General features: G+C 38.2%; 14 protein-coding genes and 1 pseudogene. 6 read left to right on the top strand and 9 right to left on the bottom strand.

From position 1 onward, the window contains the following. Window position 1: 1 nt before the first annotated feature. The 7 genes and pseudogenes from D7Z94_RS10650 to D7Z94_RS10615 form a co-directional block, all read right to left on the bottom strand. Window positions 2–616: a trimeric intracellular cation channel family protein gene (locus D7Z94_RS10650; RefSeq protein WP_120711539.1), complete on the bottom strand. Its 615-nt coding sequence runs from the start codon at window positions 614–616 to the stop codon at window positions 2–4. Between the two features lie 26 nt (window positions 617–642). Next, window positions 643–1779 carry a porin gene (locus D7Z94_RS10645; RefSeq protein WP_120711538.1) on the bottom strand — a complete coding sequence of 379 codons (1137 nt, stop codon included), beginning with the start codon at window positions 1777–1779 and terminating at the stop codon, window positions 643–645. A gap of 139 nt (window positions 1780–1918) precedes the next feature. Continuing rightward, window positions 1919–2023, bottom strand: a pseudogene (locus tag D7Z94_RS10635) (asparaginase domain-containing protein); the annotation flags it as partial. A 91-nt stretch (window positions 2024–2114) separates the two neighbouring features. Beyond that, window positions 2115–3533 (bottom strand): aspartate ammonia-lyase, encoded by a 1419-nt coding sequence (gene aspA / locus D7Z94_RS10630; RefSeq protein WP_120711537.1) that lies wholly within the window; start codon window positions 3531–3533, stop codon window positions 2115–2117. Window positions 3534–3667: 134 nt separating this feature from the next. Then, window positions 3668–4969, bottom strand: coding sequence for an anaerobic C4-dicarboxylate transporter (locus tag D7Z94_RS10625; RefSeq protein ID WP_120711536.1), 1302 nt, complete (start codon window positions 4967–4969; stop codon window positions 3668–3670). 245 nt (window positions 4970–5214) lie between these two features. Beyond that, entirely contained in the window at window positions 5215–5640 is a 426-nt protein-coding gene (locus D7Z94_RS10620; protein WP_120711535.1) for a hypothetical protein, read from the bottom strand. Window positions 5641–5862: 222 nt separating this feature from the next. Continuing rightward, window positions 5863–6372 (bottom strand): DUF4251 domain-containing protein, encoded by a 510-nt coding sequence (locus D7Z94_RS10615; RefSeq protein WP_120711534.1) that lies wholly within the window; start codon window positions 6370–6372, stop codon window positions 5863–5865. Between the two features lie 537 nt (window positions 6373–6909). Here D7Z94_RS10615 and D7Z94_RS10610 point away from each other — a divergent pair. From D7Z94_RS10610 to D7Z94_RS10585, 6 genes are all read left to right on the top strand, one after another. Continuing rightward, complete coding sequence (locus tag D7Z94_RS10610) at window positions 6910–7113, top strand: hypothetical protein (RefSeq protein WP_120711533.1); 204 nt, start codon at window positions 6910–6912, stop codon at window positions 7111–7113. Between the two features lie 246 nt (window positions 7114–7359). Then, on the top strand, window positions 7360–8385 hold the full coding sequence (locus D7Z94_RS10605; protein ID WP_158594621.1) for a sensor histidine kinase: 1026 nt from the start codon (window positions 7360–7362) through the stop codon (window positions 8383–8385). A 5-nt stretch (window positions 8386–8390) separates the two neighbouring features. Continuing rightward, window positions 8391–9152, top strand: coding sequence for a LytR/AlgR family response regulator transcription factor (locus D7Z94_RS10600; RefSeq protein ID WP_120711531.1), 762 nt, complete (start codon window positions 8391–8393; stop codon window positions 9150–9152). Window positions 9153–9363: 211 nt separating this feature from the next. After that, window positions 9364–9831, top strand: a complete 468-nt coding sequence (locus D7Z94_RS10595) for a hypothetical protein (RefSeq protein WP_120711530.1) — start codon at window positions 9364–9366, stop codon at window positions 9829–9831. A 329-nt stretch (window positions 9832–10160) separates the two neighbouring features. Continuing rightward, a complete protein-coding gene (locus D7Z94_RS10590; protein WP_120711529.1) occupies window positions 10161–10643 on the top strand; it encodes a lipocalin-like domain-containing protein in 483 nt (160 codons plus the stop codon). A 116-nt stretch (window positions 10644–10759) separates the two neighbouring features. Further along, window positions 10760–11827, top strand: coding sequence for a hypothetical protein (locus tag D7Z94_RS10585; protein ID WP_120711528.1), 1068 nt, complete (start codon window positions 10760–10762; stop codon window positions 11825–11827). 124 nt (window positions 11828–11951) lie between these two features. Here D7Z94_RS10585 and gltS read toward each other — a convergent pair whose 3' ends face one another. Together gltS and D7Z94_RS10575 are read right to left on the bottom strand one after the other, a co-directional pair. Further along, window positions 11952–13154, bottom strand: coding sequence for a sodium/glutamate symporter (gene gltS / locus D7Z94_RS10580; protein WP_120711527.1), 1203 nt, complete (start codon window positions 13152–13154; stop codon window positions 11952–11954). A gap of 3 nt (window positions 13155–13157) precedes the next feature. Next, window positions 13158–13814, bottom strand: a complete 657-nt coding sequence (locus tag D7Z94_RS10575; RefSeq protein WP_147415873.1) for a hypothetical protein — start codon at window positions 13812–13814, stop codon at window positions 13158–13160. Window positions 13815–13854 lie beyond the last annotated feature (40 nt).

Below are 13854 nucleotides of genomic sequence, written 5' to 3'. Positions count from 1 at the left end.
TTTATTTCTTTTTGATGGTATAGGTTGGCAAGGAAATACTGAATCTTACGGCCAAAACCCTTATAACAACAACCAAGGTAATGGTGCTTATATGTGATATATTTTCATTGAAATTCAAGGAGTATAGAATAATGAAACATACTGCACCCGCAAGAGAGGCCAAGGCATAGATTTCTTTTCTAAAAATAATAGGAATTTCATTGCATAAAATATCACGGATCACCCCTCCAAAACATCCCGTCATAATTCCGAGAACAACACTTACCGCTGGATCTAGATTTGCGGAAACCCCTATTTGCACGCCACTAATGGTAAATATGGCAAGCCCTATCGTATCGAAGATGAAAAGGGACTTCGCCAAAAAATATATCCTATTTCGGAACAATATGGCCAAAAGAACAGAGACGCTTATAAAATGAACCACGTAGAAGTGTTCCATCCACCACACCGGGGTATTTCCAATAAAGACATCTCTTAAAATGCCTCCGCCCAAGGCCGTAACAAAGGCAACAATGAAGATGCCAAAAACATCCATTTTCCGCTTAATGGCCATCAATGCCCCAGAAATGGCAAAAGCAATTGTACCGAGCATATCAAGAATATCGAAAAATCCCATTCGCAGTTTTTGACTAATACATTGGATTAAAAATCAAATTTAACCCCAATACCAAAAACACTTTGATTCCTACGGTCGCCTGTGGTATCTTCGCTTTGGTCAATCTTGGCAGCCGCAAATAATTTGCTTCCTTTTTTAAAGGCGTAGCTGACTTCACCAATGGCAAAAGCGTTATTAAAATCCCCTAATCCTGCTTCACTGTCGGGAGTTAGATAATTGAATCCTGTTGCGGCTTTCCAACGTTTATTTTTGGAAAAGATATATCCTAGATAAAATTCGATTCCAGTAGCATCGTAAAAAGTGTCTCCTAATCTTTGGTGCTGTTTTAAATTGGCATAGGATGCTGCAACCGAAAACCTATCTTTTTCGTAGGAGGCCGAGGTTACAAAAGCCTCATCACCATCTTTGGCCTGATTGGGCAATGGGTCTTCAACGCCATCAAGTACCTTATTATATCCTAAGCCCACTGCAAATCCGCCGATCGTATAACTGGCTCCTAAACCATAGGTATCCAAAGATTTGCTGTTTACGGAAATATTTCTTGCTTGCCCTTGAACACCAATTTTCAAACCCGAATTCGCATAACTCACTTTTAATAATTGATTGGCCCTTCCCGTTCCCGATACACCACCATCCGAAATATTCCATACACCAATGGCAGCTCCGCCGAATGCCGAAAATTTATCTACCTGATTGGCACCCAATTGATAGTAAACTGAGTTTTGCTTCCCAAAAGTAAATTCCAAATCTTTATAGGAGAAGCCTGCATAACCCAACCTTGCAAAGACTGCATCACCTACTTGGGCAATGCCCGCGCCAGGATCCACAGCAAATTCAACGGTTTCATCCCTTGAAACCAGATTGAGGCCAAATTCTATTCCACCAATTACATTGAAATTATCGGCTTCATTTGGAGAAAGGGCGTGTTTTACTTTAATACCTATTCTTGGGGCATTGTTTGAAATTCCGATTTCCCCTTCTTCGGCAAAACCAGCACCGATCCGGAGACTTCCATAGGGAGTAACTCTAGAGGTAATTGCATCGATCCAATCCACACCAGAATCTTTTTTCACCGTATCCGTCTGAGCTTGTATTTCTTGTAGTAACAATAAGGCCGCAGCTAACCACATTGTTTTTCCGTATGTAGCAAGTAATTTCTTCATAAGGTTTTATTTGATTGTTTTTTATCCAAAGACTTTTGACTTGGCAACTCTTGCATTCATTTCCGCGATATTTATGATAGAAATTCCCTCAGGACATTCCACCTCACAGGCACCTGTAAAAGTATAACTTCCGAAACCTTTTGACCACCAAGCTCAAAAAATAGGCGGTCTCCTCTTGGGTATCGGTACCATGGGTAATCACTATGCCGTCTACATCATCGGAGGCTAACAATTCATTGATCCGAGGCTTGTCTCGAATTCAAATGTTTTTTCAAACGAATACCTCTTGGGTTTGCCCCGAGGTGGTTTACTATTTGTTCTTTGGATAATCAGTCCTACTTATGCAGCATTGCCGTATACTTTGGATTCATAAGATTTTCCACGCTCAATATTTTATCCAGTTCTTCTTCGGAGAGCAGCTCCTTTTCAAGCACTAATTCCCGGATATTCTTTCCGGTAGCAACTGCCTCTTTTCCTATAATATCACCCATATGATGCCCTATATACGGGTTCAAAAAAGTGATGATTCCAACGGAATTGAACACCATTTGCTTGGTGTGCTCTTCATTGGCCGTAATGCCATTGATACATTTTTCCGCAAGGGTCACACAAGCATTGGAAAGCAATTCAACCGACTCGAACATGCATTGTGCGATTACAGGCTCCATGACATTTAATTGTAGTTGACCGGCCTCCGCGGCAAAGGAAATGGTCACATCGTTGCCAATGATCTTAAAGCAAACTTGATTCGCGACTTCCGGGATAACGGGATTCACCTTAGCCGGCATAATGGAAGAACCTGCCTGCATTTCGGGTAGGTTGATTTCGTTCAGTCCACATCGTGGTCCAGAAGACAACAAACGTAAATCATTGCATATTTTTGAAAGCTTAACTGAGGTTCTTTTTAAAGCCCCTGATATCATTACGTAGGCACCACAATCCGAGGTGGCCTCAATTAGGTTTTCGGCTTTTACAAAACTTGCTTTGGTATACTGTTGCAAAAAACCGATGGCCAATTCGGAATACCCATCCGGCGCGTTTACACCCGTTCCGATGGCCGTGGCCCCTAGATTCACTTCTAAAATAAGGTCACGACAATGTTTTAGGTTTTTTGTTTCCTCTTTTAGGTTGGTAGACCACGCACCGAATTCATCGCCTAAGGACATGGGTACGGCATCCTGAAGCTGCGTTCTCCCCATCTTGAGTACATTCTTAAAGGCAGCTGCCTTTTTATCAAGACTGGTGGTAAGCACATTGATTTTTTCCAACAGATGGTTCATATAGTAAAAGACCGCAACCCGAAACGCCGTTGGGTAGGCATCATTGGTGGACTGCGATTTGTTGACATGGTCGTTGGGATGCAAAATATCATAACTTCCTTTTTCGTGACCATGAAGCTCCAAAGCTACATTGGCAATGACTTCATTGGCATTCATGTTTACCGAAGTTCCGGCACCACCTTGAAATACATCCGAAGGAAAGAACACGGCATATTTTTCCAAATCGTTTAGGATGTGGTCACAGGCTTGTATAATCATATCCGCTTTCTCCGCTGGTATAGTTCCAATTTCCTTATTGGCCGCGGCACAGGCTTTCTTGGTCAACATCAATCCTTTTACGAAAATGGGGAAGTCGCCAACTTTGGAGTTCGAAATTTTAAAATTATCAATGGCCCTTTGGGTGTGGACACCATAATAGTATTCGTTGGAAATCTCCAATTCTCCCAATAAATCCGTTTCTTTTCTTGTTTTCATCTGTTTAAATATTATTGTTTTTTAAAAGTCATACTTAGGCTATGCTCAGCACAAGTATGTAATTCGCCGTTAAACATCTCGGCAGGTATTACCAATTCGTATGGCCCATTTCATAATCTTGTTCTTTTCTTGATTTATAATACGATACTTCCTATGAGAAATCCGAAAACTACACTTGCTGCTATGGTAACCGTACCCGGAATAATAAAGGAATGATTAAACACATACTTGCCTATCTTGGTGGTTCCCGTATCATCCATTTCCACTGCTGCCAAAAGTGTAGGGTAGGTAGGCAATACAAACAGGGCACTTACTGCGGCAAATGAAGCTATAGCCGCTATGGGGCTTACTCCCAAGGCCAAAGCTGCTGGCATTAACGCCGTAGTTGTAGCGGCTTGGGAATATAATAGCATGCTGGCAAAGAACAACACCACGGCAAGTAACCAAGAGTATTGGTTTAGCATTCCCCCGGCTGCCTCTTTAATTTCTTCAATATGGTTACTGACAAAAGTGTCGCCCAACCAGGCTACGCCCAATACACAAATAGCTGCGCTCATGCCCGATTTAAAAGTCGACATACTTGGGATATCCGCCATTTTAAGTTTACAAACCAGGGCAATGACAGTCGCTGCCAACAACATGACCGCCATAATCGCTTCATTCCGTGGGATTGTCGGATTTTCAATCAGCCCTACTTTCTTGGAGATAATGGTAGCATAGGTTACAATGATTGCTATGGCAATCAAAAAAATACCTACTGATCGTTTGGCTTCTTTGCTATCCTTATGTGTTTCAGTGCTTTTGCGCTTAACCAAACCTGCTTTTACACGTTCTTGATAAACAGGGTCCTCGTCAAGTGGTTTACCCAACTTGTTCGCCACAATGGCGCCCACTACGCATGCTAAAATCGTGGATGGAATGGCTATGGCCAATAGTTGCAGATATGAAACTCCCAGAGGTTCCAAAAAACTGGCAAAAATCACTACCGCGGCTGAGATAGGCGAAGCGGTTATGGCAATTTGTGAGGCCACTACTGAAATACTCAAAGGTTTTGAAGGCCTCACATTTCCTTCTTTTGAAACTTCCACAATGACCGGTAAGGCGGCATAGGCGGTGTGCCCTGTACCTGCAAACAAGGTCATGAAATACGTTACGGTAGGCCCTAAAAATGTAACCCGCTTTGGATTTTTGCGAAGTAAGGATTCAGAGAGATGCACCAAGTAATCCAAACCTCCCGCTTTTTGCATTGCGGATATGGCAGAGATAACCGCCATAATAATGAGAATGACATCTACTGGCACCGAACCGGCATCCAACCCAAAAATCAAAGTCAATACTACTACACCGGCACCACCGGCGTAGCCAATACCTATACCTCCCATTTTGGAACCAAGGAAGATAAAAAAGAGAACGACGAGTAATTCTATCCAAATCATAGTATTCTAAGTTTAAAATTTATACTACCCGTTGTGCATTTTGAAGAAAATTTGTCAATTCGAGTGAATTTTGCTCATTTTTATGAGTGAAATTTGTATCGAGAATAAAATTTTCCATTTCAAAACCTGTTCTCGATACAATTTTCTGTTGAAAATCACTCGAACTGACATTTAGTTTAGCTAAATAAATCAAAATGCACAACGGGTTTATACTCTGTTTTTTTAAATGAAATCAGCAATTGACCTTATTTCACATCCAGGCCCTCTTTCAGAATGACCGCCTTGATTATGGCTTTCCAGGTTTTTTGATGTATTTCAAACTGCTTTTGGTCCAGAATCTCTTTTACGTCTGTCTCCATAAATACCACACGTTCTTGGAGCTTCGACTTCATTTGGTCAGCACTGATTTTATTTTTGCTTTTTCTGAGTTGTTCCATTTTTAAGGCATGATACTCTACTATTTTCAGATAATCTTCCCGGGACTTTCCTCTGATTTTCATTTCATCCATGCGGTCTTCATACCATAATTTTTGAAGTTCCTTATCATTGGAGGTAAATACAGATACCTTGTATTCGAGTTGTTCTTTCTGTTCTTCTGTCAAGTCTTGTGCTATTGCAGAGAAAAAACAAAGGAAGCCACAAATGGCAATAGTGATCTTTTTGATGTTCATGATTGCTGTAATTAATTATTTCTTAAAATAGTTTAATACGGACAGGACAGCTATGCTCGGTTACCTAATAACCGATTTCGTTCATTTTTCGATGTAGAAAGATAAAAAATAGCGGGTGAAGTGAGTCCAATTGGGATCATAAGATTAAATTTTTAGGTTGGTACTTCAAAAAGGGGGAAATTAAAAATATGAAAAATCGACCGATCATACTTTTATTAAGGGTCATGATTTTATTAATTTACCTGAATAGTTCATCGAACTTCTGTGGCTTGATCTAACAGATAGCTGTGAACTACCATTTTTAAATATGGATAGCGTAATATCTAAACTTTCACTGGTATTTCTACCTATAAATTTCACGATTATTCTTTTTTTGCTATCATCATATTCTACCTTGTAATCCTCCATAAGACCGTTAAATTCAATACCGTTGCTTTCTCCTGATCCTCCACCGGAATGTCGTACTCCAAAGTAGGGCAAGTGGGTGTTGACGCTGTCTTTGGTAACTGTCAAATAATAACCTCCACCCATAAAGTTAATAGGCGAAGATCTGACCCGGCTTACCCTTTGAACTTCGAATTTGTACAATTTGGATTCTACTAATTTTTTGATCTGTATATATTCAATTTTTGATTTTTTTTCTCTTAACTGTTTTTGTTCAAGTTCATTTTGACCTAAAAGGGTGTAAAAGAAGAGTAAAATCAAAACGGATACTAGACTTACCTTTTTCATGATCCCTGAATTTTAAATTGTTTGTCTTTATCGTTTCAAGCATTCCTAGTTTCTTATGGCGGCTCCTGCTGCGGCACCATATTTTTCTAATCGGCTGTATACCCTTTTGGATAATGCTTTGAAGCTGTTACATCTCTTAATTATAGATTTAGAAGAGATCTGCACAAAGTCGGGCTTTCTATTTTTGGCCAGTGTTTCCAATTTTAAATAATGCGACTCCATAATTATATATTTAGTTTATTTCCAATAGTTTATGTTTCATTTCTTGTACAAATGTAGACTGAAGTCCTGGCCATCATCATGGATTTTCATGTGAAACGACTAAAAAGATTAATGAAATGGCCAAAGTAATCGATGAAATAGTTTACTGTTAGCTACTGCTCTTTTTTTCGATTAGGATGCGATAGATTATCCGAATGTCACTTCACTTTGGACTAAGGGTGTTTCGCCACTAATTTTAGTCGCTTAAACTAATCTAACCGCTACGTATTACTGCGATGGCAATACTTTTGACCTGAAATTGAAAATCAAGAAATCATGAAAAATAATACCATTAGTATCAGTACAAGAAATGTAACCGGGTTTGGTGTAGGTACCATTTCAAATGAAAATACCTTAATCAAGTTTGTTATTATGACGAGTAAAAAATTGAGTACTTGGTTTAGTGAATTCGTTGAGAAGAACAGAATCAAATCAGATAAAAAGAAACTGAGGGAAGAAACACCTCCTTTATTTATTTAACCACTATCAAAAACTTGATTTAATACAATTTGTAATCACTTATGGTTGGTTAGGATTATGTGGATGAATGATGTTGTTGGTAGACTGCTGGAGATTTCCCTCGAACTCCAGCAGTTTTTTGCTTAAAACGCCCCTAAAGATTTATTTAAAATGGAGTTATTCAAAAGTATTAGGGAACCACTAAGGCAATTTCCTTTAAATTCGTATACTATCTTACAAGTCAAATTAGCAAAAATTCGAAGCGCATTGAAGTTTAAAAGCGTACAACAAAAGGTTCTTTTGCCCATTGCTTTATTGGTAGCATTTCTTCTTACCTTACCTAGGGTTTTGTCCCGTTATAGTATAACAGAAGAACTAGTTGATTCCTTTACTAAGGCTTCTATACATGATATTGTCTTTCGATTCATTTTCGCTACTGTACTTTTCTGGTCCGTATTGCAACTAAATACAAATTGGAAGTATGTCTTAAAAAACAACAGCAGAAATAAGAGAATAGGGTTTCTCGTTTTTTCGAATACGTTACTTTTTGTTTTTTTTGTAGGCATATTCAATTACTTCTATCCAATTTTAGTAGGTCAAAATATTCCTAAAAATGAATTAGGTCTAGTACACTTCGTATATTTTATCGTTGCCCTCATTCTTGTTTTTGTATCTGGGGTATTGCGATATCAGCTTATCCATAAGGAAGATGTTATTGAGAAGGAAAAGTTGAAGCAGGAGAAATTAAAAAGCGAGCTCACCGCTCTTAAGAACCAGATAAACCCACATTTTTTGTTCAACTCTTTAAACTCGTTGAATACTTTGGTACGGGGCAATGAAGAAGCCACCATGTTCGTTAACAAACTGTCATCCTTGTATCGTTATATTTTGCAAAGTGGAAGTCAGGATTTGGTGCCCCTTGGCGATGAACTGGCTTTTTTAAAAAGTTATGTGCATCTGATAAAAACAAGATATCGAGATCGGTTTTCCATTACCATTGAGATTGATGAAAAATGGCTTCCTGCTAAGATTCCTGTTTTATCACTGCAACTACTGATAGAAAATGCGGTGAAACACAATGAGATTTCAGAAAGTCTGCCCCTTCAGGTAAACGTTTTTACGGATGAGAGTCACTTGATTGTAGAAAATGAAATCCAACCCAAAAGCACTGCTGTAGATAGTACGGGTAATGGTTTGGCTAATTTGGCCAAACGATATGACCTATTGGAAAACAAGAGAATCGTTATTTCGAATACAAGTAATATCTTTAGGGTGAGGCTTCCATTGAATTGAAACGTATGAAGGTTGTAATCGTAGAAGATGAAGTAGCGGCAAGTGATAATCTAATATATCTGCTAAGCGCTATTGACTCGGATATTGAAGTAATGACCGTATTGGATACCGTAAAATCGTGCATCGCCTACTTCTCAAAACCAACTGATGCAGCCTTGGTCTTTATGGACATTCATTTGGGTGATGGTCTAAGCTTTGAGATTTTTGACCATGTAGATTTAAGCGTTCCCATAATATTTACCACAGCATATGATGAATATGCCTTAAAGGCCTTTACGGTAAATAGCATCGATTATATTTTAAAACCGGTGCATCAAGAAGAACTTGCAAAGGCCCTGTACAAGTTCAGGAACCTTACGCATACGCAATCACTGTCTAAAACGGACATTACAGAAGTCTTACATGTACTTCAAGGACAGCAGAAAGCATACAAATCGAATTACCTGATTTCACATCGTGATGAATTGATTCCCATTAAGACCAAAGACATCGCCTATTTTTATATTGATACGGGAATAGTTAAAGTGGTAACCCTTCAGAATAAAGTGTTTTCGATGGATAAAAAGTTGGAGGATTTAGAGCAAGAATTGAACCCTACTTTATTTGATAGGGCCAACAGGCAGTTTATCATTAACAGGAATGCCATTGCAAAAATCAAACCCTATTTTGGTGGGAAGCTCATAGTCAATGTAAATCCACCAACATCTGAACGGATTGTTATCAGTAAGGCCAAGGCAACGCCATTTAAAAATTGGGTGAATTCTTAGAAACGCAAAATGGTATTCCTATGCTTTGACCCCAAAACAAGAGCTTGTTCGGAATATCTTTGGATTGTAATGAAACCCCTATAGAGAAGTCACAAGAACTTTAAATAGTAATTTAAAAGTGGAATATCATCAATGATACTATTCAATAGTTGTAGCACATTTTAACGCAACCAGATACAGAAATTAGCATCTCTATAAAAAAAGTAAAATTATGAAAAACTTAATATTAATAATTTTTCTTTCAACTATAACCTTGGGATGTAGCAATAGTGATGAGCAAAACCTTCAATCTAACAAAACAATTATATTTGGAGAAGTTTATGGCAATTGTGCAGGAGATTGTCGAAACTTATACCTATTAACAGAACAAGAAATTTTTAAAGATTCTAATAAAGATACTGAATTTGGGAATTGGGAAAATACCACTTTCGAAAATCAAGCACTTCCAATGAACAATTTTGAATTGGCTAATTCATTACTAGAAATACCTAACGGATTATTAGATTACAAGGGTGAAATTGGAAATCAAACATTGGCCGATTTTGACTATTTTATACAATTGAAAGTTAATGGCAAATCAAAAACTTGGATATTTGATGAAGCCAAAGAAAATACTAACTCCGAAATCGAACAATATATTGAAAATCTAATCCAAATTAATACTCTTTTAGGGAACTAATTCAAAAAACGATGCTACCAAGGTGTCCTATGAAAAGCCCTAGTCCATCCCGATAGCTATCGGGACTAATATTAAACACTATTTTCCCCGCCTGCCGTACGTTTACTTGATTTCATCTTAACATCGACTTTTCTTTCGATAGCAATTCCATCTATTCTCTTTCCAAGGATGTTTCCGTGACTCTAAGAGCCTGTTTAAGGTTTCGTAGAAAATCACTTCACTTTTTAGTAGGGGCATTTCACTTTTAATTTTAGTCGATTGAGTCGATTTTGCCCAAAAACAGGAGCTTGCCCGGAATACCTTTGGATTGTATTTAAAACGTAGACCTCATGAATACAGTAAAAAGTATTTTATTACTAACAGTTGCTATTCTTTTAGGAGCGTGCTCAACGGATGCAGAAAAAGATAGGATGGAGAACACCAAAACGGAACTGATCCTCGGGACTTGGAAACCTATAAAATTCGTAGCCGTCCACCAAGATGGCACTGCCAATAGTGTCGAAACGTATGAAGGTTGCGGAGAAAGTAACCGCTGGACTTTTACTAAAAGCGGCCGGTTTTCTAAAGAAGAATTCAAGGCAAATGCGAACGGAAGTTGTAAACAGGATATGGAATCTTCAACTATGGAAATCGGGAGCTGGGCCCTCTTGGAAAATGACCAGCTCAGTATATTCATCGCGTATACAGATGGCGGAACGGACCTATACCGATCAGAAATAACGTTTCTTGACCATAATACAATACGGTTGTCTTACGAAGGCGACTCACCAGAAATTGATTACTTCTATGGAGAATATACTCGGGTGGAATAAAGGACTATGTAGAAAAATCACTAGAAATTTAAAGAGTATTTTTATAAATAGAATACCATCAATGATGCTATGCATTTGTTAGCAAGCATTAACAAAATAATTAACTTTTTAGGTAAATGGAGTTAGAAGAAGAAGAATCTAAAAAACTACAAGCGCTAAGTCACAAAGCCTCAAAGGAGAACCCAAATAACACATTAATACCAATCCAAATATTATCTTCGGCGCTAAGTCATAATCCAAACTGTTGGGGTTCATTGAATGATATTACAGTAAGACTTGCTAATCTTAAATTGTATGATTCGGCTTTGCATTATGCAAAAAGAGCTGTAATTGTGATTCCAGATGAAAAAATGTCGTGGGAGAATTTTTGGCATGTTAGTTCATTAATAATCTCATCTTTGAAGCATGAAAGCCTTCAGTTGAAAAGAAAAAATGAGATTAATGATTTTCTGCAAAAGGAATTTATTGATAAAAGAATGGCAATTCCAAGACTCAAAAACGATGATATATTGTTAAGAGTTATGAAGAAGCCTTTGCATGCCGATAACCTTTATAGTAAAGGAGAAATCCAATTTACTCCTACTAGAATTTATAGAGAAACTTCAGATCTAGCTAGAAAAGACCCCGATGAAAATCGACCAATTCACATAGATTTAGTTACGGAAGACAAACCATTAGTTATTGATAATAGCGTAACAGTTTTTAATATTGGTGGTGATAAAATTAGTATGGGTGGCCCAGGAAAAGGAACGGTTTTCGAAGCAAGTATTGAAGCGGGCGGAATGGAAAGCGTGGCTTGCTTTACTTTAGTAACTAAAGATAACGTTGAACAATTTTTATCAAATTACGATGAATCTAAATTCGGAACAGAGGCAGTTATTATCACAAATGCTTTAAAATTTAGAGGTAAGGTCATAGGAAGTTTAGCAGAGAACGGTAAGCATAATATTAAAAGTGGAAGCGTTACTTATATGAGAGAAGAAGATCTTAAACTTTTTTCAGCAATATCTAACCCTTATCTAAAAAATAAAGACCCTTACTCAATAGAGCAAGAATATCGTTTTTCTTACAGAAACACTAACAAACCAGAAATAATAGAAATAGGCAGTATCAAAGATATTTCTGTTCGTATAAAAACAAAAGAAATAAAGAAATGGATTAAACACCACTTCGAATTAGATTAATAAACTAGAAATACGCTTGCTAACAATGGCTCCTATGAAAAGCCTTAGTCCACCCCGATAGCTATCGGGACTAAAGTGAAATACTATTTTCCCCGCTTAGGGTCAAAGTGAACTACGGTAACAACTACCCAAAAACACCCAATAAGAATTTAATAATCAAGGCATTGGAGAGGTCTATAAAAAAAGCGCCTACCAACGGTACTACAATAAATGCCTTAGGAGATCCACCGAACTTTTTTGTTACTGCGGTCATATTGGCAATTGCCGTAGGAGTAGCACCTAAGGCCAAGCCAGCATATCCTGCGCTCATTACGGCAGCGTCATAATCTTTACCCATCACTCGAAAAACAATTACGATTACGAAAAGTGAAATCACTACGAGTTGTGCTAGTACGATCAACAGCAATGGTCCGGCCAAATCGGTAAGCGTCCATAATTGAAGGCTCATTAAGGACATGGCCAAGAAAAGTCCTAAAGATAAATCCGAGGCCATGGCCAAAGCTTTTGAATTTTCAGGTTCCCAATGAAAATTCTTGGAAAAGACAGGAATCAAGTTGGTAATAAGGATACCTGCGAACAACGCGGTTACAAAAGATGGAAGGGCAAGTCCCATCCATACCAGTACTTCATTTATTCCTATACCCAGACCTGCTGTTGAGAAGATGAAATAGATCATCTGCAAAATGCTGTTGTAGTTCATCTCTACATGATCGCCTTTACCATGACGGACACCTACTGAGACGGGCTCGCTATCTTTTGGCTTTAAATTGTATTTTTTAATTAAAAATTTGGCAATGGGGCCTCCAATAAATCCCCCTAATACCAAGCCAATGGTTGCACAGGCAATGCCCATTTCCATCGCATTTGAAATCCCAAAATCATTTTGAAACGTTGGCACCCAGGCAATGGTAGTGCCGTGGCCGCCACTAAAAGAAACCGATCCCCCTAAAACACCGGTAACATTGGGTAAATCCGTAAGATAAGCAATACTGACGCCGGTAAGGTTTTGGATAAAAAGATAACCCACGGCCAATACTAAAAGTAGGAGTAAGGATTTACCTCCTTTTAATAGTGTTTTTAATCTTGAAGAAAGGCCGATGGTGATAAAAAAGATGATGAGCAAGGCATCCCGTAACTCCAACGCAAAGCTGACCTCAATACCAGTTGCCGCATATAAAATACCAAAAAGCATAGAGAAGATAACGCCTCCCGTTACGGGTTCAGGAATGTTGTATGCCCTAAAAAAGGAGATTTTTCTGTTCAGGTACTTGCCTAAAAATAAGACCAGACAAGCAATCATGATGGTGTCTCTAGGACCTATTTCCATAAGCTACTTAGGGGCTATAATTCTGTCTATAATCAGTTGATTTACCATTCTTTTGGTAAAACTTTTAGAGGCATTTTCCAACGAAGAAGGTTCCAAAAGCGAAGATTGCCCCGTCCAGACCATTGTTTCTTTTCCTTCACTCAATTCACCTTTTACATTGTAAAGAATGGCTTCGATTAGATATGATTTTTCGGTAGTATAATAGCCAGGAGTATTAAAAGTTTGGTAACCTCTGGCGATATATTTACCAACCCTATAATACGAGGGTACATATAATGTTTCCCCAGGTTTATAACGGTCCGTTTCTTTGGAATCTACCAAAGCCATGGTAATAACGCCATCCAAATTATTCTCTTTAATGATTTTGATATAATCTCCGGCAGTTCTAATTTCTTCAGTCCCACCTGGAGGAAACATCAAGATTCCTGCAACTGCATGTATTCCTTGTTCTTTTAAAAGGGTAACCGCATCTTTTTCAAAGGTGTTGCGAGCTGCAAGGTCCTTACCGATACCTATTACCGCTATTTTGGAATAACCTCTATCTTCATAGCCTTCTTTAGTCCAGGTGGAACCCATTTTGGCAGGGCCACAGGCTTGCTGTAAACTAAATAGAAAGAGTACGCCTAGGCCGAATAAAATTTTGAAGAATTTCTTTTTCATTTCGCTTTTTTCCAATTTCTGTAGTGAATAGAACGTTTGC

The organism is Ulvibacterium marinum (genome assembly GCF_003626755.1).
In the GTDB taxonomy this organism is placed as follows: domain Bacteria; phylum Bacteroidota; class Bacteroidia; order Flavobacteriales; family Flavobacteriaceae; genus Ulvibacterium; species Ulvibacterium marinum.
This window is presented reverse-complemented; position numbering and strand designations above follow the sequence as displayed.